Raw genomic sequence first — 22,194 nt, 5'->3', positions numbered from 1 at the left:
CCGGATTACGCTGCGCTCCATCCGGGCTACGGCAGCCTCACACCACGATGCTCAGCCGCTTCGCCGCCCGCGTAATTCCCGTGTACAGCCACCTGGCGCGACTCTCCTGAAACGCAAAGCTCTCGTCGAACAGCACGACGTCGTCCCATTGCGAGCCTTGCGACTTGTGCACTGTCAGCACGTAGCCGTAGTCGAACTCGTCATAGGGCTTGCGCTGCTCCCAGGCGATCGCCTCGACGCCGCCCTCGAAGCAATCGGCGCGCACCGAGACCTTGGTCACCTTGTGGCCGAGATCCTCGTCCGGCGACAGCCTCATGCTGAGAATGCGGGATTTCGAGCGCGAGGTGTTGCGCGACTTCACGCGCCACAGCCCGCCGTTGAACAGGCCCTTCTTGCGGTTGTTGCGCAGGCAGACCAGCTTGTCGCCGGCGACGGGGAAGACGTCTTCGATGTTCTGGCGCTGACGCACGCGCATATTATACGCGCGCCGCGTGTTGTTGCGGCCGACCAGCACCTGGTCGGCGGCCATGACGCGATCGGGGTCGAGCTCCTTGCGCGATACCACCTCGCTCTCGCCATAGCGGCCGATGTCGAGCTCTCGGCCCTCGCGGACGTCCATCGACATCCGCACGATCGGGTCGTCCTGGGCCTGGCGGTGCACCTCGGTCAGCATCGCGTCCGGCTCGGTGTTGGTGAAGAAGCCGCCGCCCTGGATCGGCGGCAGCTGGGCGGGATCGCCCAGCACCAGCAGCGGGCAGTCGAACGACATCAGGTCGCGGCCCAATTCGGCATCGACCATCGAACATTCGTCGATCACGATCAGCTTGGCTTTGGAGGCCGGGGCGTCGTCCCACAGCTCGAAGCTGGGTTGTTCCTCGCCGGATTCGCGGGTGCGATAGATCAGCGAATGGATGGTGGAGGCTTCGTCGCACCCCTTGTTGCGCATGACCAGCGCCGCCTTGCCGGTGAAGGCGGCGAACTTCACCTCGCCGTCGACGCCGTCGGCGATGTGCCGCGCCAGCGTGGTCTTGCCGGTGCCGGCATAGCCGAACAGGCGGAACACCGGCGGCGTGCCGTTGCGGCCGGGTTTGGCCTTGAGCCAGTCGCCAACGGCCTTGAGCGCGGCATCCTGATGCGGGGTGAATGTGGCCATGTCTGTCTTGAGGAGGGGGCGAAACGGAGCGATTCGCCAGCCCCAAAACTAACCATTCGCACCGCCGGTTCAAGCGGCGCAAATCCGGTTGCCAGCGCCCCTACTGCCAGCCGGGAACGCCGCGCATGTCGGGCAGATGGTGGGCGATGCCCTTGTGGCAGTCGATGCAGGTCTTTTCCTTGGTGAACAGGAAGCGCTGGTGGGCGACCGAGGCCCGCGGCGACTGCTTGGTGATGTCCATGGAATCGGCGCTGTGGCAGTTGCGGCATTCCAGCGAATCGTTGGACTTGAAGCGCGCCCATTCATGCGCCGCCAGCTCGAGCCGGTGATCTTGGAATTTCTCGCGGGTGTCGATCGTACCGAAGATCTTGCCCCAGACCTCCTTGGAGGCCTGCATCTTGCGGGCGATCTTGTCGGTCCAGTTGTGCGGCACATGGCAATCCGGACAGGTCGCGCGCACGCCGGAGCGGTTGGCGAAGTGGATGGTCGACTTCAGCTCGGCATAGACGTTGTCCTTCATCTCGTGGCAGCCGGTGCAGAATTTTTCGGTGTTGGTCAATTCCAGCGCGGTGTTGAAACCGCCCCAGAAGATCACGCCGGCCATGAAGCCCGCCAGCACCAGCACGCCGAGCCCGAACACCGAGCTCGGACGGATCAGCACCTGCCAGAGCTCGCGCGCAAAGTCCAAGCTTCGCGCGACGAAACCGCCCTTGGCCTTCATTCCCTCGTCGGGATCATCAGCGGTCGTCGTCATCGGCGACCACCGGGGCTTGCGCGCGACAGCAGCGTGTCGATGTCGGTGAAGTCGTTGCTGACGGGTGGCGTCGCCGTGTTCTGCGGCACGTGGCATTCGGTGCAGAAAAAGCGGCGCGGCGAGATCGAGGCCAGGAACTGGCCGTCGCGATCCATGAAGTGGGTGATCGAGACCATCGGCGCCTGCGATTCCGCGATGCGCGCCCGCGCATGGCAGGATAGGCACTTGTTGCCGTTGAGATCGACCTGATAGCCATCGATCGCATGCGGGATGACAGGCGGCTGCTCCGGATAGTTGCGCACTTCCCTTTCGGAGGTGTTGCGGTTCGGCAGCATCGGCGGCGCCGGCCCTTCGTCGTTGAGCGGCGTCGGGCCGCGCAGGCCTGACGTCACCGTCTGCGCGGTCAGCGAGCTCGCGCCAGCCGCGATCGCGATTGCGAGCAGCGCTACTCCAAATCGTTTCATCATGACACGTTCACCCGCTCGATGCGCACGGCGCACTTCTTGTAATCGGTTTGCAGCGAGATCGGATCGGTGGCGTCCAGCGTCACCTTGTTGATCAGCTTGGATTCGTCGAACCACGGCACGAATACGAGGCCACGCGGCGGCCGGTCGCGGCCGCGCGTCTCGACGCGAACACGGATGAAGCCGCGGCGGGAGACCACCTTCACCTCGTCGCCGCGGCGGATCTTCGCCTCCTGCGCGTCGTCAGGATGCATGAAGCACACGGCCTCGGGGAAGGCCTTGTAGAGCTCGGGCACCCGGCGCGTCATGGTGCCGGAATGCCAGTGCTCGAGCACGCGGCCGGTGGAGAGCCAGTAGGGATATTCGTTGTCGGGGGATTCCGCCGGCGGCTCGTAAGGAAGGGCGAAGATGCGCGCCTTGCCGTCCGGATAGCCGTAGAACTGCACGTCGGTGCCTTGCTTGACGTAGGGATCGCTACCCTCGCGGAAACGCCATTTTGTTTCCTGGCCGTTGACGACGGGCCAGCGCAGGCCGCGTTCGCGGTGATAGGTGTCGAACGGCGCGAGGTCGTGGCCGTGGCCGCGGCCGAAGGTGGCGTATTCCTCGAACAGGCCCTTGTGGACGTAGAAGCCGAACGCCTTGGATTCATCGTTGAGGTAGCCCTGCTCGATGTCGGAGACCGGAAACTTGTCGACCTGGCCGTTCTTGTAGAGCACGTCGAACAGCGTCTTGCCGCGCACGTCCGGCTTCTTGGCGATCAGCTCCTCGGGCCAGACCTCCTCGATCTTGAAGCGCTTGGAGAATTCCATGAGCTGCCAGAGATCGGACTTCGACTCGCCCGGGGCGGCGACAAGCTGATGCCAGAACTGCGTACGCCGCTCGGCATTGCCGTAGGCACCTTCCTTCTCCACCCACATCGCGGTCGGCAGGATGAGGTCGGCGGCGAGTGCGGTGACCGAGGGATAGGCGTCCGAGACCACGATGAAATTGTCGGGATTGCGGAAGCCCGGATAGTTCTCCTCGTTGGCGTTGGGACCGGCCTGCAGGTTGTTGTTGACCTGCACCCAATAGGCGTTGATCAGGCCGTCCTTCAGCATGCGGCTTTGCAGCACGGCGTGGGCGCCGGGCTTGTCGGGAATGGTGCCCTCGGGCACCTGCCAGATGTGCTCGGCCTTGGTGCGGTGCTCCTTGTTGGTCACGACCATGTCGGCCGGCAGACGGTGCGAGAAGGTGCCGACTTCGCGCGCGGTGCCGCAGGCCGAGGGCTGGCCGGTCAGCGAGAACGGGCTGTTGCCGGGCGAGGAGATCTTCCCGGTCAACAGATGAATGTTGTAGACGAGGTTGTTGCACCAGACGCCGCGGGTGTGCTGGTTGAAGCCCATGGTCCAGAACGAGACCACCTTGGTTTTGGGGTCGGCATAGAGCTCGGCCAGCGCCTCCAGGCGATTGAGCGGCACGCCCGACATCTCCGCCGCCTTCTCCAGCGTGTACTCCGAGACGAACTTGACGTACTCGTCGTAGCTCATCTCGGTGGAATCGTTGGCCTTCGCCGCGCCCGTCGCTTTCTTCTGCAGCGGATGCTCGGGCCTCAGACCATAACCAATGTCGGTCTGGCCGCGCCTGAAGATGGTATGCGCGGCAACGAAGTCCTTGTTGACCCGGCCGGTCTTGATGATGTGGTTGGCGATGGCGTTGAGGATGTAGAGGTCGGTCTGCGGCTTGAAGATCATGCCGATGTCGGCGAGGTCGAACGAGCGGTGCTCGAAGGTCGAGAGCACGGCGACGCGGACATGCGGCGCGGACAGTCTGCGGTCGGCGAGGCGCGTCCACAGGATCGGATGCATCTCCGCCATGTTGGAGCCCCACAGCACGAAGGCATCGGTGGCCTCGATGTCGTCATAGCAGCCGGCCGGCTCGTCGATGCCGAAGGTGCGCATCATGCCGGCGACGGCGGAGGCCATGCAGTGGCGCGCATTGGGATCGATGTTGTTGGTGCGGAAACCGGCCTTGAACAGCTTCACGGCCGCATAGCCCTCCCAGACCGTCCACTGGCCGGAGCCGAACATGGCGACGCCGTTCGGCCCGCGCTTCTTGATCGCCTCCTTCCACTTCACCTCCATGACGTCGAAGGCTTCGGTCCAGGAGATGGGCGTGAATTCGCCGTTCTTGTCGTATTTGCCGGCCGTCTTGCGCAGCAACGGCTGCGTCAGGCGGTCGTGGCCGTACATGATCTTGGAGAGGAAGTAGCCCTTGACGCAGTTGAGGCCGCGATTGACCTCGGCCTTGATGTCGCCGTGGGTGGCGACGACGCGATTGTTCTTGGTCGCGACCATCACGGAGCAGCCGGTGCCGCAGAAGCGGCAGGCGGCCTTGTCCCATTTCAGTTCGGCGACGTCGCGCTCGGCGACGAGGTTGGCGGCGAGCGCCGGTGCCGGCATGCCCGCAGCGGCGGCCGCGATGGCAGCGGCCTCGAGCTTCAGCATCTGGCGGCGGTCGAGCTTTGGCGATGTCATGACGACTCTCCCGGCCTTAAGCCGTTTCGATGGCGTGAAAGACCAACGCCGCCGAATAGACGTCGGGCAGCGACTGGATGGTGTTGAGCAGCGTGCCGAGGCTGCCGGAATCAGGCGCCTCGGTCACGACGATGAGCTTGCCGCGCGGGTCGCGGCCGTGAATCTCGCAGCCGGCAAGGGCGGTGATCGCGGCTTCCAGCTGGTCCAGACGCTCGGGGCGGGCCTGCACGATGATGCTGGCGATTTCGCAACCGGGCGGCGCGACGATGCGGTCGGTGCTGAGCACCCGGCCGGTGATCAATGCGCGGCGGTTGAGTTTGGATTCGGCCATGATGCCTGTCTTTCGCTTCGAGGAGATCAATGCGGCGAGGGCGGCGGGCCGGGAGGGCCGGCAAACATCTGGTAGATCCAGACGCCGAGCCCGTATGAGCCGACCGTTCCGACCGCGAGGACGGGCATCACGATCGCGGTCAGGAACAGGAATGCGAAAATCTCCATGCGCTTGCGGCGCACGCGCGAAGTCGCGTCGTCGGGGGCCGACATATTCGGTCTCGTCTGAAATGTGGGGATTGGGACGGCATCCGGGCCGTTGCCTTGCTGCATTTTAGATGCAGCAGGGCCACCGACGCCTTGATCTGGATCAATCCGTCAGGTCGCCGGATTGTCGCAGCACGGCTTCTCGGACGGCGCGTTGCGACGCATGCGCGAAATCGATCTCCCGCACGGCGGAATTGTGTTCTCGTAGACAGCGCTGCCTCGCGCATTAAGATGAGCGCAACAAAATAAGCGGGCAAAAAAATTGGGAGAGACGGCGTCATGAAGTTCGGCATCTTCTATGAGCTGCAACTGCCACGTCCCTGGGTGGCCGGCGACGAGCTCAGCCTCTACCAGAACGCGCTCTCGCAGATGGAACTGGCAGACCAGCTCGGCTACGATCACGCCTGGGTCGTCGAGCATCATTTTCTCGAAGAGTACTCGCACTCGCCTTCGCCGGAATCGTTTCTCGCAGCCGCGAGCCAGCGCACCAGGAACATCCGGCTCGGCCACGGCATCCTCCAGCTCACCACCAACCACCCTGCACGTGTCGCCGAGCGCGTCGCGGTGCTCGACCTGCTCTCCAACGGCCGCTGCGAATTCGGCATGGGCGAGAGCGCCTCTATCACCGAGCTCACGCCGTTCGGCCGCGACATGGAGACCAAGAAAGAGGTGTTCGAGGAGGCCGTCGCTGCGATCTTCCCGATGTTCAAGGACGCAGGAAGCGAGCATCACGGCAAATATTTCGACATCCCCTTGCGCAACGTCGTGCCGAAGCCGGTGCAGAAGCCGCATCCGCCATTGTGGATGGCCTGCTCGCAACTACAGACCATCGAACGCGCGGGACGGCACGGCTTTGGCGCGCTCGGCTTCCAGTTCGTCAGCGCGGATGCCGCGCATGCCTGGGTGCACGCCTATTACAACGCCATGACCAAGCGTCTCGCCAAGCTCGCCGACTACGAGATCAACCCGAACATGGCGCTGGTGTCGTTCTTCATGTGCGCGAAGACGGACGAGGAGGCCCGCGCCCGCGCAGATGGTGCCACCTTCTTCCAGTTCGCGTTGCGCTTCTACGGCGCCTCGCAGAATCGCCAGCGTCCGGCGCCCTACACCGTCAACATGTGGGACGAGTACAACAAGTGGAAACGCGATAATCCGGAGGCGCAGGAGGCCGCGCTGCGCGGCGGCCTGATCGGCTCGCCAGAGACGATCCGCAGGAAGCTGAAGCGCTTCCAGGGCTCGCATATCGACCAGGTGATTTTGCTCAACCAGGCGGGCAAGAACAGTCACGAGCACATTTGCGAATCGCTGGAGCTGTTCGGCCGCGAGGTGATGCCGGAATTCCAGAACGATCCGGCGCAGGCGGCGTGGAAGCAAGGCGTCATGAGCGGCGAGATCAAGCTCGAGGAAATCGACACGGAGGCCTTCACCGACCGCTACGGCAAGCTCGCCGTCAGCGTCGCGCCAGCGAAGGCGGCTGCGGGGTAGGGTGTCACGTCCTGCAACAAGCAATCCCGGAATGCTCATGACAAAACACCGGATCTATACCACCAGCTTCGCAAGCGTTTACCCGCTTTACGTTGCGAAGGCGGAGAAGAAAGGACGCACCAAAGCAGAGGTCGATCAGGTCATCTCCTGGTTGACAGGCTACGATCAGAAGCAACTGGAAGCCGAACTGGAACAGCGGACGGACTTTGAAACGTTCTTTGCGAAGGCCCCGAAGATCAATCCTTCGCGAACCCTGATCACAGGCGTGGTTTGCGGCGTCCGGGTCGAGGATGTCAAAGAGCCGACGATGCGAGAGATCCGCTACCTGGATAAGCTGATCGATGAGCTGGCCAAGGGAAAAGCTATGGACAAGATTTTGCGCAAAAGTGCCGCTTAAGGCGCTCCCTTCGTCGGCCTGGCTCGGCGACGTTGCGGCAGATATCCGGCGACACACGCCTTCCGCTGCCCTGCCATTGCTGATAAATTTCGTCAAAAGGCGATGGGGAGAAAACGATGTGCCCTCACGGGACGCCCGCAAATCCGGCAGCTGGCGATGTCACGCCCGCGGTGCTCGCCATCGGCCGCCCGGATTTCCCTGATATCCTGATCGATACACTGCGCCGGGAGGCCGGGGTCGGGCATTGCATGGTGTTTTCGCTGAGCCGCGCGGGCGCCGCACACTGCCTGCTCGATGCCGGCAACATCCCGATCGGCGGCGATCTCGGCGCGGCCTATGCCGGGCAGTTCCACCAATCCGATCCCAACCGCGATGCGCTGTTCGAAGGCGAGGGCCGCGCGACGCTCGTGCTGCCCGCTTTCGCGCCGCGCATGTACGGCGCGCGCTACAGAAAAATGTTCTTTGTGGATTCCGGCATCGTCGACAAATGCGCGACCGCGATCTGGGTCGACGACACCTGCTTCTACGTCAACTTCTATCGCATCGCTGTCCAGGGCCGCTTCAGCGACGCCCAGCGTGCGCGGCTTCAGACCATCGCACCGGCCATCAGTGCGAGCGTGGCACGCCATTTCCAGCACAGCTCGGCGGCAACGACCGAGCAGTCTCTCGCAGCGCTCTTCGCGACGCGCGCGCCGCTGGCCAGCCTCACCCCGCGCGAGCAGGACGTTTGCCGGCGCATCCTCTCCGGCTTCAGCTCCGAGGCGATCTCGCAGGCGCTCGGAATCAGCCTGCATTCGACCCTGACCTATCGCAAGCGCGCCTATGAGCGGCTCGGCATCTCGTCACAAAGCGAGCTGTTCGCGATCGTGCTGCGCCTGCTCGCCGGCCCGCGCGGCCTGAACTGAAGCTGTCCCAATCGCTGGGGACAGACGGCGCCTCCTGAAGCCGCTAACCTTGGTGGCGAACAGCAATGGAGCGAAGCTTGAGCACCGCGCCGCGCATCGACATCGACCCGGCCGCATTCTGGGCCGACCCCTATCCGATGCTCGCCAAGATGCGCAAGGATGCGCCGATCGCCTTCGTGCCGCAGCTCGGCTCGACGCTGCTGACGAGCCGCGACGATATCTCGATCTCCGAGAAGCAGATCGACGTGTTCTCCTCGCACCAGCCCGCGGGCCTGATGAACCGGCTGATGGGCCACAACATGATGCGCAAGGACGGCGAGCCGCACCAGGTCGAGCGTCGCGCGATGTTTCCGACGGTGTCGCCGAAGACGGTGAAGGCGCACTGGAGCGCGCTGTTCCAGGCCCATGCCGACCGCATCATTGACGCGATCGAGCCCGGGCGCATCGATTTCATGCGCGACTTCGCGTTGCCGTTCTCCGGCGAATGCCTGAAGTCGATCACCGGCCTCACCAATATCGGCTTTGCGGATATGGACGCCTGGTCACAGGGCATGATCGAGGGCATCGCCAACTACGCCGGCGATCCCGCGGTCGAGGCGCGCTGTCATGTGGCGACGTCAGGCATCGATGCCGCGATCGACGACATCCTGCCGGTGATGCGCAAGCATCCCGACCAGAGCATCCTCGGCGTGCTCCTCGCGTCGGGGATGGCGATGGAGAGCGTGCGCGCCAATGTAAAACTCGCGATCTCCGGCGGCCAGAACGAGCCGCGCAAGGCGATCGCCGGCACGGTGTGGGCGTTGCTGACCCATCCCGACCAGCTCGATCTCGTGCGCAAGGGCGAGGTGACGTGGCTCCAGGCCTTCGAGGAATATGCCCGCTGGATCTCGCCGATCGGCATGTCGCCGCGACGCATCGCGAAGCCGTGGACGATCCGCGACGTCGCATTCGAAACCGATGAACGCGTATTCCTCATGTTCGGCTCCGCCAATCGCGACGAGAAGCACTTTGAGCGCGCCGACCAGTTCGACGTGCGGCGTGATACGGCCAAGAGCGTCGCGTTCGGCGCTGGCCCGCACTTCTGCGCGGGCGCCTGGGCCTCGCGCGCTATGATCGCCGACGTCGCGCTGCCGACATTGTTCGCCCGTGCCAGCCGGCTCGAGATCGCCGACGACGAACCGGTGCGGATCGGCGGCTGGGCGTTTCGGGGGCTGCAAAATCTGCCGGTGAGGTGGCTGCATTAGTCCGGCAAGGACCGGTCCATCCGCAACGCCGCCATGATGACATCCTGCTCCTGTTTTGCCCGACGAGTCAAACGCATTTCGGATAATGCGTAAGTCATTGTTTTCGCACGGCCCGGCTACTGTGCATGGGGTTGTTTTCGCGATTTTTTTATCTCGGCCCGGTTGCGTGCGTTTTTCACATTCGCGTGCGGAAAAATATCCCCTGCATTCGCTCCGTGGATTGAAAGATTAATCATGCGCTCTGCCACCCGCGCAGTGCCTGCATCGCTATTTTTCCGCGCGTCTCGACACCTCCGATAAGCCACACCATCATTCCCGAGCACGAATGAAGGACGGCCGCACGCGATCGGGAGTGTCGGATGCAACGTCGGGACTTTCTCAAACTATCCGCTGGAACTGCGGCAGCCGCCGGATTCGCTTCAAGCGCCAAAGCACAAGGCGCGGTGAAGGAAATTCGTATTGGCTACCAGAAGACCGGCGTGCTCGTTATCACGCGTCAGCAGGCCGCCCTGGAAAAACATTTCGCGCCCTTTGGCATCGACGTGAAATGGGTCGAGTTCTCGTCGGGACCTCCGATGATGGAGGCGATGAATGTCGGCAGCGTCGATTTCGGCGCGGTCGGGGATTCCCCGCCGGTGTTCGCCCAGGCCGCGGGCGCGGCAATCGTCTATGCGGCCGCCCAGCCCATCACCAACGGGCAGGGCATTTTGGTGCCGAAGGATTCGCCGATCCGCGGCATCGTCGACTTGAAGGGCAAGCGCGTCGGCTTCACCAAGGGCTCCAGCGCCCACAACATCGTCGTGCAGACGCTGGAGAAAGCGGGCCTCACCTATGCGGACATCACGCCGGTCTATCTGACGCCGCCGGATGCCGGGCCTGCCTTTGCCAATGGCAGCATCGAGGCCTGGGCGATCTGGGATCCGTATTTCGCGATCGGCGAGACCAAGCAGAGCGGCCGCATCCTGATCAATGCGCGCGAAGTCACCAAGACCAACTCCTTCTTCATCGCCAACCGCGATTTCGCGAAGAACAACGGCACGATCCTGCAACAGATCATCGACGTGACGACCGCGGCCGGTCAATGGGCCGAACAGCACCGCGACGAGGTCGCCAAATCGCTAGCCGCGATCACCGGCGTCCCGCTGGACATCCAGACCGTCGCTGCCAATCGCGCGAATTTCGTGGTCGGCCCGGTCACCGACGACATCGTCACGACCCAGCAGGGTGTCGCCGACCGCTTCCACAAGCTCGGCCTGATCCCGAAACCGATCGTCATTCGCGACATCGTCTGGCGCAATCCGGCAGCCTGATCGTGCCCACCAATCTCCCCATCTCAAAGGGTTTGAACATGAGGCGTATCGTTCAACGCGTAATCGCAGCCATCGTTATGTCGATCGGCATCGTCGCTGCCGCGGTCGGAACGACTTACGGCTAGTTATCGGAGCACATCCATGAGCAACGCCAACATCCTCTGGTTTCTGCCGACCCATGGCGACGGCCGCTATCTCGGCACCGGCATCGGCGGCCGCGAGGTCAATTTCAACTATCTGCGCCAGATCGCGCAGGCCGCCGATCAACTCGGCTATTTCGGCGTGCTGCTGCCGACCGGGCGATCCTGCGAGGATTCCTGGATCGTCGCCTCCTCGGTCGCGCCGTTCACCGAGCGACTGCGCTATCTCGTGGCGGTCAGGCCGGGCCTGCAATCGCCGAGCGTGGCCGCGCGCATGACCGCGACGCTCCACCGCATCACCAACGGCCGGCTTCTGGTCAACGTCGTCACCGGCGGCGATCCCGTCGAGAACAAGGGCGACGGCATCTTCCTGGCCCATGACGAGCGCTACGAGGTCACCCGAGAGTTCCTCAGCGTCTATAGCGAGCTGCTCGCCGGCAAGACCGTCAACGTCGAGGGCAAGCACATCCATGTCGAAGGCGGCAAGCTGCTGTTTCCGCCGGTGCAGTCGCCGCGTCCGCCGCTCTATTTCGGCGGCTCGTCGGATGCCGGCATCGACGTCGCTGTCGACACCGTCGACAAATATCTCACCTGGGGCGAGCCGCCGGCGCTGGTTGCGGAGAAGGTCGCGAAGGTGAGGGAAGTGGCCGCCGCACGCGGCCGAAAACTATCGTTCGGCATCCGGCTCCACGTGATTGTCCGCGAGACCAGCGACGCGGCCTGGCGTGCGGCCAATGAGCTGATCAAGCATGTCAGCGACGAGACCATCGCGACCGCGCAGAAGAACTTCGCGCGAATGGATTCGGTCGGCCAGCAGCGCATGGCGCAGCTCCATGGCGGCAAGCGCGACAGGCTCGAGATCGCCCCGAACCTGTGGGCCGGCGTTGGCCTCGTGCGTGGCGGCGCCGGAACGGCGCTGGTCGGCGACGCCCAGACGGTCGCGGCCCGCATTAGGGAGTATCAGGACATCGGCATCGATACCTTCATCATGTCGGGCTACCCGCATCTGGAGGAAGCATATCGTTTCGCCGAGCTAGTGTTCCCGCTGCTCTCGCTGGAGCAGCCCAGCAACGTGACCAGGCTTCACTTCAACGGTGGCCCCTTCGGCGAGACCGTCGGCAGCGATTATCGTCCGCAGCAGCAGGTGTCGCAATCATGAGCCTGATCGACAGCGTTTCACTTCCGCGCAGTTTGCGCCTGCCGCGCGTCGACGGCCTGATCCAGTGGGTCGTGCCGCTCGCCATCATCGCGATCTGGCAGGTCGCCAGCGTCACCGGCTTCGTGCCGACCCGGGTGTTGCCGGCGCCGAGCGACGTCTTGCTTGCGGGCTGGAAGCTGCTGCTCTCCGGCGAGCTCGTGCGCAACATTTGGGTCTCGTTCTGGCGCGCCTCCATCGGCTTCCTGATCGGCGGCAGCATCGGGTTTGCCTTCGGTCTCGCCAACGGCCTGTCGCAGCTCTCGGCCAAGCTCACGGATACAACGCTGCAGATGGTGCGCAACGTGCCGCATCTGGCGCTGATCCCGCTGGTCATCCTGTGGTTCGGCATCGACGAGAGCGCGAAGCTGTTCCTGGTGGCGCTCGGCGTGTTCTTCCCGATCTACCTCAACACGCTGCACGGCATCCGCACCGTCGACCCGCAGCTGATCGAGATGGGCCGCATCTACGGCATGACCGATGGCGAGCTGTTCCGCCGCGTGATCTTCCCGGGCGCGCTACCCTCGATCTTCGTCGGCATCCGTTTTGCCCTCGGCATCATGTGGCTGACCTTGATTGTCGCCGAAACCATCGCGGCGTCTTCGGGCCTCGGGTACATGGCGATGCAGGCGCGCGAATTCATGCTGATCGACGTCGTGGTGCTCTCGATCCTGATCTACGCGCTGCTCGGCAAGCTCGCCGACAGCGCCTCCCGCGTGCTGGAGCGCCTGACGCTCTCCTGGCACCCCGCGTTCCAGAAACGCTGAGCAGACATACTGGGAATCACATGCAGACAGCCCTTCGTACTTCCCTGCCGGAAACCGAACTCGCCAGCCGCGCCAATTTCGCGCCTCACGCCCGCGTGGTGCGCGAGGAGCGCCCGGTGCAAACGAGCGGCCTGCCGCTCAGTATTCGTGGCCTGCGCAAATCCTACGGCGACAACGAGGTGCTGCGCGGCATCGACCTGCACATCCCCGCCGGCCAGTTCGTCGCCATCGTCGGCAAAAGCGGCTGCGGCAAGAGCACGCTGCTGCGCCTCATCGCCGGCCTGGAGAAGTTCGATGCCGGCAGCATCTCGCTCGGCGACGTGAAGCCGGAGGATATCCGCGTGATGTTTCAGGAGCCTCGGCTGTTGCCCTGGGCGCGGGTGCTTTCCAATGTCGAGGTAGGCCTCGGCCGCGATCGTGCCTCGTCCGACGCGCATTCGCGCGCGGAGAAGGCGCTGACCGAAGTCGGGCTCGCCGACAAGCGCGACCAGTGGCCGTCGGTGCTGTCGGGCGGCCAGAAGCAGCGCGTAGCCCTTGCCCGCGCGCTGGTCTCGCGCCCCCGTGTGCTCGCCTTCGACGAGCCGCTCGGCGCGCTGGATGCACTGACTCGCATCTCGATGCAGCGGTTGCTGGAGCGCGTCTGGCGCGACCAGGGCTTTACCGCGATCCTGGTGACCCACGATGTCGCCGAGGCGATCGCGCTGGCCGACCGGGTGCTGGTGATCGAGGAAGGGCGGATCGCCCATGACGTCGTGGTTAACACGGCCCGGCCCCGCGAACGCGGCTCGGCCGAGCTCGCGGGTCTCGAAGGCTCGATCCTGAGCCACCTTTTGTCGGCGGACGATCGTACCTAAATAGAGGGAACCCCGCTTCGGGGAGTATGCCATGAATGTAGTGCCCCGCGATCTCATGACTGAAATCCCCGTCTCGTCCGCCGATTTCCGCGGCGCCATGCGCCACCTCACCGGCGGTGTCAGCGTCATCACCGCCGGGCGGGGCAAGGACATCACCGGCATGACGGTCACCTCCGTCAGCTCGTTCTCGGTCGATCCGCCGACGCTGATCGTCAGCATCAACCGCGATGCTTCGTCCTTTCCGCTGATCCGGCGCTACGGTGCCTTCGGCGTGAATATCCTCGCGGCCGATCAGCTCGACATCGCCGAGCGTTTTGCCGGCAAGGGCGGGCTCAAGGGTGCCGATCGTTTCGCGGGCGCCAGATGGGTGACCGCGGTCTCGGGTGTTCCGCTGCTGGTCGGCGCATTGTCCGCCGTCGATTGCGAAGTCGAGGAGATCATCGAGCGCCATTCGCACGGCATCGTCATCGGGCGGGTGCGCGACGTCAGGAATTCGACCCGCAACTCAGCGCTGGCCTATTGGCACGGCCAGTACGTGGCGGTGGATCAGGACGAAGACGCGGTCAGGCTTGCGGACGTCAGCGTTCCCACCCACGTCCGGCGCGGCATTTGATCGCCGCCGGCCCCAGGCCGTGCAGGCTGGCCTTTTCCGCGTCATCGCTCTAGAAGCGCTGCCTCAGCCTCCCGCCGGGACAGCAATGGAGCAATGATGAAACGCGTCGCGACCTGGGCCTTCTACGCGGTTGGCGCGCTCGCGATCGCCTATCTTGCGCTCCACGCCTATGCCATGTTCAGCGGCCATCCGATCGTGCCGGGCGACCCCATCCAGATCTTCCGCAGGCCGGATGCGCCGAGCTATTCGTGACGGCTCTCTCCTCGTCATGGCCGGGCTTGACCCGGCCATCCACGCGCAGCCGCGATTCCCGGAGAGACGTGGATGCCCGGGCTTCGCCTCGCCGAAGCGGCTTCGGCCGCGCAGGCGGGACAAGCCCGGGCATGACGGCGGAGTGTGTGCGACTAACCCCGCAAAATCGCCAGCGCCAGCGCCTGCGCGCGCGGCACGATGCTGTCGAGCTCGAGATATTCCTCCGGCGTGTGCGCGAGTCCGCCGACGGGGCCGAGTCCGCAGATGGTCGGCGTCCCGACCGCGGCGGTGAAGCCGGAATCGGCGCAACCGCCGGAGAACTCGCCCTGAAGCGTGGTGAGACCGGCCTGCCTTGCGGCGGCCTGATAGTTCTCGAACAGCGCCTTTGAATCGGCGCTCTGCACCACCGGCACGAACTCGCCCTTGACGGTCAGCGTCGCGCTGGTGCCAGGCACGTAAGGTGTCGCGATGATCGTCTCGATCGCGGCCATCACCCTCGCGCGATCTGCGGGATCGACGTAGCGCAGGTCGATCTGCCCTTCCGCGTAAGGCGCCGTGGTGTTGACGGACTGCCCGCCCGAGACGAGGCCGACATTAAGCGTGATGCCCTTGTCGAGATCGGTCAGCGCGTGGATATGCAGGATCTTGTGCGCGAGCTCGCCGATTGCGCTGACGCCGGCGGCGAAATTGGCGCCGGAATGCGCGGCTTTGCCGGTAATGGCGAAATGCATGAAGATGCCGCCCTTGCGTCCCGTTACGATATTGCCGGTCGGACGGCCCGGCTCGGAATTGAACACGGCGCGCGCGGTGCGTCCTTCGCGCTCGATCACCGGCCGCGAGGACGGCGAGCCGATCTCTTCGTCCGAGGTGATCAGCAGCTTGATCGGGTGCGGGTTGCCGCCGAATTTGTGAAAGGCGGTTGCCACGAATATGTTCATGACGACGCCGGACTTCATGTCGGCAACGCCGGGACCATAGGCGCGCGTGCCCTCGATCGTAAACGGACGCCGTCCGGCCTCGCCCTTGCCGAACACGGTGTCGCGATGTCCCATCAACAGCACCGGCTTCTCGTTGCTGCCGGGCTTTGCCACCTCGGCGTGGATCGCATCGCCGAAAGTACCGTGGCTTTCGCGCCGGAACGGAATGCCGTGCTCGGCGAAATGCTGCTCGAACCGCGCCCCGACCGCATCGACGCCTTCCTTGTCATAGGATCCGGAATCGATGTTCACGACATCGCGCAGCAGGTCGATCATCGCCTGCCGCTGTGTCGCCAGCCAGTCCGTGATTTGAGCTTCAGACATGTTGACCCTCGCGTGGTTTCACGCGGAGTTATAGGGCCTTGTGGGGGCCTGACCTAGTCGCCGGATGCGGTGCGGCTATGTTGCGGTTCAAGGTGGGATATCTCTCCACCGTCTTCCCGGCGAAGGCCGGGACCCATACCGCGGAATCTATCGAGTACGGACGATAGGAGTACCGAACGACGAATCTTCGCCAAACTGCTCCCTGTGGCTATGGGTCCCGGCCTTCGCCGGGACGACACAGGGGTGTGGCGCGCGGTGGCGTTCTTCTCAAAGAAAATGCCCGGGACCAGCCCGGGCATTCGTTTCTCTCGGTCGGCGTAGAGCGCCTACGCCCCCACCATCGGCATGCGCGGATATTCACCCGGCGTGCCGGCGGGGGTGATCGGAATGCCTCCGTCGGAATATTCGTTGAGCTTGTTGCGCAGCGTGCGGATCGAGATGCCCAGGATGTTGGCGGCATGGGTCCGGTTGCCGAGGCAGTGCTTCAGCGTCTCCAGGATCAGGTCGCGCTCGACATCCGCGACAGTGCGGCCGACCAGCGCCCGCGTCACCTGCTCGGCAGCCATGGTGGCATGCGCCACGGCCGGCGCGGTCTTGGCAAGGTCGAGGCGTTCGCCGTCGGGCGTGAGGATCGCGTCGGCGCCGATCTCGTCGCCCTGCGCCATCAGCACCGAACGGTGCATGGTGTTTTCGAGTTCGCGGACGTTGCCCTGCCAGCGGTTGGTGGAGAGCACGCGGCGCGCTTCCGCCGAGATCGGGCGCATCGGCACGCCGTTGGCTTCGGCGTATTTCTTCACGAAGTGCTGGGCGAGCTCGAGGATGTCGAGGGGACGCTCGCGTAGCGGCGGGATCTTCAAATTCACGACGTTGAGCCGGAACAGGAGGTCCTCGCGGAACGTGCCTTCGCGCACCGCCTCGACCAGGTTGCGGTTCGAGGTCGCGATGATGCGGATGTCCACCGGGACGGGCTTGGTGCCGCCGACACGGTCGATCACGCGCTCCTGGATGGCGCGGAGCAGTTTGGATTGCAGGCGGACGTCCATCTCCGAGATTTCGTCGAGCAGCAGCGTGCCGCCGGTTGCCTCCTCGAACTTGCCGATACGGCGGGCGATCGCGCCGGTGAAGGCGCCCTTCTCGTGGCCGAACAGTTCGGACTCCAGCAGATGCTCGGGGATCGCGGCGCAGTTGATCGAGATGAACGGGCGCTTGGCGCGCGCCGAGCGGGTGTGGACGTAGCGGGCCAGCACTTCCTTGCCGGTGCCGGATTCGCCGGTGATCATCACCGAGGCGTCCGAGCCCGCGATCTGCTGGGCGAGCTTGATCACCTTGGCCATCGCCTCGTCGCGATAGACCAGCTCGCGGGAATCGTTGGCGACGGCAGCCAGCACCGCCGCGATCAGCTCCGGGTCCGGCGGCAGCGGGATGTATTCCTTGGCGCCGGCATGGATCGCGGCGACCGCGGCGCGGGCGTCGTTGGTGATGCCGCAGGCGACGATCGGGGCGTGGATGTGCTCGGCCTCGAGCCGCATCACGAGATCGCGGATGTCGAGGGCGACGTCGACCAGCAGCAGGTCGGCGCCCTTGCCGCCGCGCAGCACGCGCATCGCCTGTTCGTTATCCTCGGCGTGGGTCACGGTGGCGCCGTTCGCCATCGCGATCTTGGTGGCGGTGGTGAGCTGGCCCTTCAATGTGCCAACGATGAGAAGCCGCATGTCAGTCTCCTGTCCGTCTGGTCGCGCTGCCGCGCGTCGTCGCTTTAGGCGCGTTCAGTCTTGATGATTTCGGTCATGGTCACGCCGAGCTTGTCCTCGACCAGGACGACTTCGCCGCGGGCGACCAGCTTGTTGTTGACGTAGATGTCGATGGCCTCGCCGACGCGCCGGTCGAGCTCGAGCACCGTCCCGGGTCCGAGCTTCAACAGCTCGCTGACGTCCATCTTGGAGCGGCCGAGCACGGCCGAAACCTGCACCGGCACGTCGAACACGGCCTCGAGGTCGGCGGCGGCGCGCGTCGCGTATTCGTCCTCGTTGTAGCCGACGTCGGTGCCGGCAGGCGGCATCGGGCCGTTGAGATCGGGCAGCGGGACCTGTCCGTCGGTGTCGCTCATGGCTTAGCTCCCCCTGCGGGACGCAACATAGCGTCCCACCATTTCGTCAATCTTGGCCGCGATGGCGGCGCGCTCCAGGACGACGCCGCCATCGGCCCATTCGATCCGGCAGTCGCCGGTGGCAATCTCGGGCTCGGCCAGGATCACCAGCCGGCCTTCGAAGCCGTTCTGCCTGGCCAGCCGCTCGATGTTCTCGCGCGCGGAATCGTAGAGCGCGTCGTTGATGCGGACGACGAGATGCGGCGTCGCGACCAGATGTGAGAAGCAGTCCTTGACCAGCGCGACGATCTCGCCGAGCGGCTCGGCGGCGACCAGATCGGCGCACAGCTTGCGCGCCACTGCGACCGCGACGTCGACCGCTTCGGTCTCCATCTTGGATTCGATGTTGCCGATGCCTGAGGCGATGCCCCGGATGGCGATGTTGATCTCTTCCATGGCGAGCGCGACACGGCGGTCGCTCTCGGCCTTGGCCTCGCGTTGGCCGGCGGCGAAGCCGTCCTGATAGGCGCGCGCCTCGGCTTCCGCGACCTTCTGGGCGATCTCGGCCGCGGTTGCGGCCTTCTCCCGCGTCCGGTCGGGCGCGGCGAAGTCGTTGTCGAACAGGAATTTTGCCGGAGCGGCCATCAATACACCAGCTCGTCGTCGGCGCGGTTCTTGGTCAGCATGATCTCGCCCTTGGCCGCGAGATCCTTGGCGAGGTTGACCAGCAGCGCCTGGGCCTCGTCGACGTCGCGCAGGCGGACCGGACCCATCGCCGCCATGTCGTCCTGGAGCATTTTTGCCGCACGCGAGGACATGTTGCCGAAGAAGAAGTTGCGGACGTCCTCGTTGGCGCTCTTGAGCGCGACGCCGAGCTTGTCCTTGTCGACGTTGCGCATCAGGGTCTGAGCGGAGCCGGAATCGAGCTTCACGAGGTCGTCGAAGGTGAACATCAGCGCCTTGATGCGCTCGGCCGATTCGCGGTTGTCCTCTTCCAGCGAGGTGATGAAGCGGGTTTCGGTCTGGCGGTCGAAATTGTTGAAGATTTCCGCCATCACCTCGTGGGCGTCGCGTCGGCGGGTCTGCGACAAATTGGACATGAATTCGGTGCGCAGCGTCTTCTCCACGCTCTCGATCACCTCCTTCTGCACCGCCTCCATCTTCAGCATGCGGTTGACGACGTCGAGCGCCAGATCCTCCGGGAAGATGCCGAGCACGCGCGCGGCGTGTTCCGGCTTCAGCTTCGACAGCACCACCGCGATGGTCTGCGGATATTCGTTCTTGAGATAATTGGCGAGCACCTCTTCCTGCACGTTGGAGAGCTTCTCCCACATGTTACGGCCGGCGGGGCCGCGGATTTCGTCCATGATGCCGTTGACGCGTTCGGGGGCCAGATATTGCTGGAGCAGCCGCTCGGTGGCGTCGAAATTGCCCATCAGCGCGCCGGAGGCCGACATCCGCGAGACGAATTCGAGCAGCATGTCCTCCACGGTGTCGACCTCGACGGTGCCGAGCGTCGACATTTCCAGCGAGAGCTGGCGCACCTCGTCGTCGTCGAGCAGCGACCAGATCTTGCCGCCATATTGCTCGCCGAGCGCCAGCATCAGGATCGCGGCGCGCTTCGGCCCCGCCACAGCTTCGGTCTTCGCGCCTGCACGGCTGCCGGCACGCTGACCGAGCGTGGAGATCACGCTGGTGATGTCGTTGGAGTTGGCGTTTTGCAGGGCAGCGGCCATGTCAGATCACTTCTCGATTATTTCGTGGGTTCGGTCAGCCATTGGCGGATGATGGCGACGGTCTCGTTGGGATTGCGCTCGGCGAGTTCGCCGACACGATGGACGGATTGGGCATGGACCTGGCCCTGGACGGTGGCGACGTCGATCGCGCTCGCGGCGCCGCTCGGCAGCAGCGACTGGCCGGACGGGGCGGCCTCGTCGCTCGCGGCCGGACCGGTGAGGACGCCGGAGATGGCGGCCGCGACTTCGTCGGATGCCAGGATGCGCTTGACCAGCGGCCGGATCACCAGGAACAGCACGACCAGGCCGAGCAGCATCATCACGCCGAGCTCGACGAAGTACATGACGTCGTCCTTGGTGAACTGGAGCATGCCGAGCAAGCCGCTCGGCTCCGCGATCGGGGTGGTGGAGGGAGCATCGGCAAAGCGCAGATTGACGACCTCGACCTGGTCGCCGCGCTTCTGGTCGAAGCCGATCGCCGAGCGCACCAGCGTAGCGATGCGGTCGAGCTGCTCCTTGGTGCGGTCCTGGTAGGCCAGATCGCCCTTCTCGTTCTTGGAGTAGATGCCGTCGACCAGCACTGCGACCGAGATGCGGTTGACCCGGCCGGCCTCGGTCACCTCGGTCTTGGTGGTGCGGGAGATCTCGTAATTGTTGGTCTCTTCGCTCTTCTTGCTCTGGTCCTTGGCCGCGACGCCGCCGTTCTGCTGGTTGCCCGGCAACTCGTTGTTGACGGTGACCTGGCCGTTGTTGTCGGCGGTCATGCTCTGCTCTTCGCGGGTCTGGCTCGAGCGCAGCACGCGGCCTTCGGGGTCGTACTTGTCCGAGGTCTGGGTGATCTTGTTGAAGTCGAAATCGGCGGAGAGCTGGACCCGGGCGCGTCCCGTCCCCACCACGGAGGAGACGATGTCCTCGACCTGCTTGCGCATCCGCTTCTCGAAGGCGGTGCGGCGCTCGTCGCCCATCGCCTGCTCCGGATCGGTCTGGGCGCCGTCGGCGAGCAGCTGGCCGGTCTCGTCGACGATCGAGACCCGCTGCGGCTTCAGCCCGTTCACGGCCGAGGCGACGAGGTGGCGGATGGCGCGGATCTGCTGGGCCTCCAGCGCGCCGCGGACCCGAACCACGATCGAGGCCGACGGCTCCGGCGCCTCGCGCGAGAACAGCGGACGCTCGGGCAGCACCAGATGGACGCGGGCGGCCTGGATGCGGTCGATGGCGCGGATGGTGCGGGCGAGCTCGCCTTCCAGCGCGCGGAGATGGTTGATGTTCTGGACGAAAGAGGTGGTGCCGAGCGCATCCGACTTGTCGAACACCTCGTAGCCGACGCCGCCGCCCTTGGGCAGGCCGCCCTCGGCGAGCTTCATCCGCAGGCGGGTGACCTTGTCCTTGGGCACCATGATGATGGTGCCCTCGTTACGTAGCTCGAACTGGATGCCCTGGCGCTCCAGGTCCTTGATGATGCCCGAGGAATCCTCGACGCTGAGGTCGGTGAACAGCGTCGTCATCTGCGGCGTGGTGACGCGCATGATGACGAACGCAAAGAAGCCGACGAGCGCGGCGGTGACCGCGATCATTGCCCCGAACCGGGCGGCTCCGATACCCTTCAGAAAGTCCGCAAGACCTTGCAAGCAACCGCCCCGACAGATTCGGCTGCTTTCACAGGAAAGGCCGACTGGGCAATTATTGCCTAGGTGATGGTTTCGATATGGTTAACGAAGGTTAAGAGCTGCGACGAAAGTCGCGCCAAAACGAAACATGAAAAAAATCGGCCTCGCGAGGCGAGGCCGATTTTCGTCAAAAGCCGCAGATTTCCGGATTGCCTACTGGCGATATTGCTGGATACGGGTGGTGCGAAGTCCCGCCAGACCATGCTGGTCGATCGAAAACTGCCAGGAGAGGAATTCGTCAACCGTCAGGGTGTAACGGCTGCAGGCCTCCTCGAGGGAGAGAAGACCGCCACGGACTGCGGCGACGACCTCGGCCTTGCGGCGGATGACCCAGCGTTTGGTGCCGGGTGCAGGCAGATCCGCAATCGTCAACGGACTACCGTCCGGCCCGATGACGTATTTTACCCTCGGGCGATGGGGTTCTGTCATGGCGTACTCACAAACTCTCAACCACTGAACTCACTCAGGAACCCTACGCCCGCCGGCTTAAAAATCCGCTAAGCCTAAGGCTTCAATACAATTCTCGTTGAAAATGGCTCGAACGCAGCCGTCTCGACCGGCGGGACGGTGCGTCCAGGCGGGCCGAGGGGGGTGTTCGTAAATACTTTACTAACGAACGAGGCCTGCGCGCGACGCTGCAAGGCCCAATTGTCGTCCTGGCGAAAGCCAGGACCCATTACCCCAGGGAGTAGTCGCTACGACGACTCGGGGTTACGTCCTCGCGCCAAACGACGTTCGGTGGTTATGGGTCCTGGCTTTCGCCAGGACGACACCGATTATCCAGCGGCATTCCGCCTTTAGTTGCTGGCCGTCGCGATGAT

Annotated in this window: 23 protein-coding genes; 10 read left to right on the top strand and 13 right to left on the bottom strand. The window is 64.5% G+C overall.

Annotated features, from left to right (window positions below; all coding sequences use genetic code 11):
* Positions 1-37 precede the first annotated feature (37 nt).
* The 6 genes from AC0L3P_RS24085 to napE form a co-directional block, all read right to left on the bottom strand.
* The gene (locus tag AC0L3P_RS24085) at positions 38-1,153 is read right to left on the bottom strand and encodes an ATP-dependent DNA helicase (protein WP_007596183.1); all 1,116 of its coding nucleotides are present in this window, start codon (positions 1,151-1,153) and stop codon (positions 38-40) included.
* Between the two features lie 100 nt (positions 1,154-1,253).
* Positions 1,254-1,907, bottom strand: a complete 654-nt coding sequence (locus tag AC0L3P_RS24080) for a NapC/NirT family cytochrome c (protein WP_275169526.1) — start codon at positions 1,905-1,907, stop codon at positions 1,254-1,256.
* Positions 1,904-2,374, bottom strand: a complete 471-nt coding sequence (locus tag AC0L3P_RS24075) for a nitrate reductase cytochrome c-type subunit (RefSeq protein ID WP_354059851.1) — start codon at positions 2,372-2,374, stop codon at positions 1,904-1,906. The genes AC0L3P_RS24080 and AC0L3P_RS24075 overlap by 4 nt, the downstream gene beginning before the upstream one ends.
* Positions 2,371-4,884, bottom strand: a complete 2,514-nt coding sequence (napA, locus tag AC0L3P_RS24070; protein ID WP_473305604.1) for a nitrate reductase catalytic subunit NapA — start codon at positions 4,882-4,884, stop codon at positions 2,371-2,373. Before napA ends, AC0L3P_RS24075 begins: the two co-directional genes overlap by 4 nt.
* 16 nt (positions 4,885-4,900) lie before the next feature.
* On the bottom strand, positions 4,901-5,215 hold the full coding sequence (locus tag AC0L3P_RS24065; protein WP_473305600.1) for a chaperone NapD: 315 nt from the start codon (positions 5,213-5,215) through the stop codon (positions 4,901-4,903).
* Between the two features lie 26 nt (positions 5,216-5,241).
* Complete coding sequence (napE, locus tag AC0L3P_RS24060) at positions 5,242-5,427, bottom strand: periplasmic nitrate reductase, NapE protein (RefSeq protein WP_007596178.1); 186 nt, start codon at positions 5,425-5,427, stop codon at positions 5,242-5,244.
* A gap of 273 nt (positions 5,428-5,700) precedes the next feature.
* Here napE and AC0L3P_RS24055 point away from each other — a divergent pair, with 273 nt between their 5' ends.
* From AC0L3P_RS24055 to AC0L3P_RS24010, 10 genes are all read left to right on the top strand, one after another.
* The gene (locus AC0L3P_RS24055; RefSeq protein WP_007596175.1) at positions 5,701-6,906 is read left to right on the top strand and encodes an LLM class flavin-dependent oxidoreductase; all 1,206 of its coding nucleotides are present in this window, start codon (positions 5,701-5,703) and stop codon (positions 6,904-6,906) included.
* Positions 6,907-6,943: 37 nt separating this feature from the next.
* Complete coding sequence (locus AC0L3P_RS24050; protein WP_473305596.1) at positions 6,944-7,303, top strand: DUF2200 domain-containing protein; 360 nt, start codon at positions 6,944-6,946, stop codon at positions 7,301-7,303.
* Positions 7,304-7,419: 116 nt separating this feature from the next.
* Positions 7,420-8,208: a helix-turn-helix transcriptional regulator gene (locus AC0L3P_RS24045; protein WP_473305594.1), complete on the top strand. Its 789-nt coding sequence runs from the start codon at positions 7,420-7,422 to the stop codon at positions 8,206-8,208.
* 77 nt (positions 8,209-8,285) lie between these two features.
* Positions 8,286-9,452, top strand: a complete 1,167-nt coding sequence (locus AC0L3P_RS24040; protein ID WP_473305591.1) for a cytochrome P450 — start codon at positions 8,286-8,288, stop codon at positions 9,450-9,452.
* A 359-nt stretch (positions 9,453-9,811) separates the two neighbouring features.
* Positions 9,812-10,762: a sulfonate ABC transporter substrate-binding protein gene (locus tag AC0L3P_RS24035; RefSeq protein WP_473305588.1), complete on the top strand. Its 951-nt coding sequence runs from the start codon at positions 9,812-9,814 to the stop codon at positions 10,760-10,762.
* 141 nt (positions 10,763-10,903) lie between these two features.
* Complete coding sequence (gene ssuD / locus AC0L3P_RS24030) at positions 10,904-12,061, top strand: FMNH2-dependent alkanesulfonate monooxygenase (protein WP_473305585.1); 1,158 nt, start codon at positions 10,904-10,906, stop codon at positions 12,059-12,061.
* Complete coding sequence (gene ssuC / locus AC0L3P_RS24025; RefSeq protein WP_473305581.1) at positions 12,058-12,864, top strand: aliphatic sulfonate ABC transporter permease SsuC; 807 nt, start codon at positions 12,058-12,060, stop codon at positions 12,862-12,864. Before ssuD ends, ssuC begins: the two co-directional genes overlap by 4 nt.
* A gap of 20 nt (positions 12,865-12,884) precedes the next feature.
* Positions 12,885-13,718: an ATP-binding cassette domain-containing protein gene (locus tag AC0L3P_RS24020; protein WP_473305579.1), complete on the top strand. Its 834-nt coding sequence runs from the start codon at positions 12,885-12,887 to the stop codon at positions 13,716-13,718.
* A gap of 31 nt (positions 13,719-13,749) precedes the next feature.
* Complete coding sequence (locus AC0L3P_RS24015; protein WP_473305575.1) at positions 13,750-14,331, top strand: flavin reductase family protein; 582 nt, start codon at positions 13,750-13,752, stop codon at positions 14,329-14,331.
* 93 nt (positions 14,332-14,424) lie between these two features.
* Positions 14,425-14,583 carry a hypothetical protein gene (locus tag AC0L3P_RS24010; RefSeq protein WP_473305766.1) on the top strand — a complete coding sequence of 53 codons (159 nt, stop codon included), beginning with the start codon at positions 14,425-14,427 and terminating at the stop codon, positions 14,581-14,583.
* A gap of 152 nt (positions 14,584-14,735) precedes the next feature.
* Here AC0L3P_RS24010 and AC0L3P_RS24005 read toward each other — a convergent pair whose 3' ends face one another.
* From AC0L3P_RS24005 to sciP, 7 genes are all read right to left on the bottom strand, one after another.
* Complete coding sequence (locus AC0L3P_RS24005) at positions 14,736-15,884, bottom strand: M20 family metallopeptidase (protein WP_473305573.1); 1,149 nt, start codon at positions 15,882-15,884, stop codon at positions 14,736-14,738.
* A 326-nt stretch (positions 15,885-16,210) separates the two neighbouring features.
* The gene (flbD, locus tag AC0L3P_RS24000; RefSeq protein ID WP_473305571.1) at positions 16,211-17,596 is read right to left on the bottom strand and encodes a sigma-54-dependent transcriptional regulator FlbD; all 1,386 of its coding nucleotides are present in this window, start codon (positions 17,594-17,596) and stop codon (positions 16,211-16,213) included.
* 44 nt (positions 17,597-17,640) lie between these two features.
* Positions 17,641-17,991, bottom strand: a complete 351-nt coding sequence (gene fliN / locus AC0L3P_RS23995) for a flagellar motor switch protein FliN (RefSeq protein WP_007614079.1) — start codon at positions 17,989-17,991, stop codon at positions 17,641-17,643.
* A gap of 3 nt (positions 17,992-17,994) precedes the next feature.
* Positions 17,995-18,615, bottom strand: a complete 621-nt coding sequence (locus AC0L3P_RS23990) for a FliH/SctL family protein (RefSeq protein WP_219681649.1) — start codon at positions 18,613-18,615, stop codon at positions 17,995-17,997.
* Positions 18,615-19,706 (bottom strand): flagellar motor switch protein FliG, encoded by a 1,092-nt coding sequence (gene fliG, locus AC0L3P_RS23985; RefSeq protein WP_473305568.1) that lies wholly within the window; start codon positions 19,704-19,706, stop codon positions 18,615-18,617. The genes AC0L3P_RS23990 and fliG overlap by 1 nt, the downstream gene beginning before the upstream one ends.
* Positions 19,707-19,723: 17 nt before the next feature.
* The gene (gene fliF, locus AC0L3P_RS23980) at positions 19,724-21,334 is read right to left on the bottom strand and encodes a flagellar basal-body MS-ring/collar protein FliF (RefSeq protein WP_473305566.1); all 1,611 of its coding nucleotides are present in this window, start codon (positions 21,332-21,334) and stop codon (positions 19,724-19,726) included.
* A 192-nt stretch (positions 21,335-21,526) separates the two neighbouring features.
* A complete protein-coding gene (sciP, locus tag AC0L3P_RS23975; RefSeq protein ID WP_002714638.1) occupies positions 21,527-21,802 on the bottom strand; it encodes a CtrA inhibitor SciP in 276 nt (91 codons plus the stop codon).
* Positions 21,803-22,194 lie beyond the last annotated feature (392 nt).

Source organism: Bradyrhizobium sp. WSM4874 (assembly GCF_055811835.1).
The sequence above is the reverse complement of the archived record's forward strand: the minus strand, read 5'-3'. Positions and strand labels throughout refer to the sequence as shown.

Bases quoted from the DNA above. Each gene is read 5' to 3' on its own strand.
- AC0L3P_RS24085 (WP_007596183.1), bottom strand. From the start codon at position 1,153: ATGGCCACATTCACCCCGCATCAGGATGCCGCGCTCAAGGCCGTTGGC.
- AC0L3P_RS24080 (WP_275169526.1), bottom strand. From the start codon at position 1,907: ATGACGACGACCGCTGATGATCCCGACGAGGGAATGAAGGCCAAGGGC.
- AC0L3P_RS24075 (WP_354059851.1), bottom strand. From the start codon at position 2,374: ATGATGAAACGATTTGGAGTAGCGCTGCTCGCAATCGCGATCGCGGCT.
- napA (WP_473305604.1), bottom strand. From the start codon at position 4,884: ATGACATCGCCAAAGCTCGACCGCCGCCAGATGCTGAAGCTCGAGGCC.
- AC0L3P_RS24065 (WP_473305600.1), bottom strand. From the start codon at position 5,215: ATGGCCGAATCCAAACTCAACCGCCGCGCATTGATCACCGGCCGGGTG.
- napE (WP_007596178.1), bottom strand. From the start codon at position 5,427: ATGTCGGCCCCCGACGACGCGACTTCGCGCGTGCGCCGCAAGCGCATG.
- AC0L3P_RS24055 (WP_007596175.1), top strand. From the start codon at position 5,701: ATGAAGTTCGGCATCTTCTATGAGCTGCAACTGCCACGTCCCTGGGTG.
- AC0L3P_RS24050 (WP_473305596.1), top strand. From the start codon at position 6,944: ATGACAAAACACCGGATCTATACCACCAGCTTCGCAAGCGTTTACCCG.
- AC0L3P_RS24045 (WP_473305594.1), top strand. From the start codon at position 7,420: ATGTGCCCTCACGGGACGCCCGCAAATCCGGCAGCTGGCGATGTCACG.
- AC0L3P_RS24035 (WP_473305588.1), top strand. From the start codon at position 9,812: ATGCAACGTCGGGACTTTCTCAAACTATCCGCTGGAACTGCGGCAGCC.
- ssuD (WP_473305585.1), top strand. From the start codon at position 10,904: ATGAGCAACGCCAACATCCTCTGGTTTCTGCCGACCCATGGCGACGGC.
- ssuC (WP_473305581.1), top strand. From the start codon at position 12,058: ATGAGCCTGATCGACAGCGTTTCACTTCCGCGCAGTTTGCGCCTGCCG.
- AC0L3P_RS24020 (WP_473305579.1), top strand. From the start codon at position 12,885: ATGCAGACAGCCCTTCGTACTTCCCTGCCGGAAACCGAACTCGCCAGC.
- AC0L3P_RS24015 (WP_473305575.1), top strand. From the start codon at position 13,750: ATGAATGTAGTGCCCCGCGATCTCATGACTGAAATCCCCGTCTCGTCC.
- AC0L3P_RS24010 (WP_473305766.1), top strand. From the start codon at position 14,425: ATGATGAAACGCGTCGCGACCTGGGCCTTCTACGCGGTTGGCGCGCTC.
- AC0L3P_RS24005 (WP_473305573.1), bottom strand. From the start codon at position 15,884: ATGTCTGAAGCTCAAATCACGGACTGGCTGGCGACACAGCGGCAGGCG.
- flbD (WP_473305571.1), bottom strand. From the start codon at position 17,596: ATGCGGCTTCTCATCGTTGGCACATTGAAGGGCCAGCTCACCACCGCC.
- fliN (WP_007614079.1), bottom strand. From the start codon at position 17,991: ATGAGCGACACCGACGGACAGGTCCCGCTGCCCGATCTCAACGGCCCG.
- AC0L3P_RS23990 (WP_219681649.1), bottom strand. From the start codon at position 18,615: ATGGCCGCTCCGGCAAAATTCCTGTTCGACAACGACTTCGCCGCGCCC.
- fliG (WP_473305568.1), bottom strand. From the start codon at position 19,706: ATGGCCGCTGCCCTGCAAAACGCCAACTCCAACGACATCACCAGCGTG.
- sciP (WP_002714638.1), bottom strand. From the start codon at position 21,802: ATGACAGAACCCCATCGCCCGAGGGTAAAATACGTCATCGGGCCGGAC.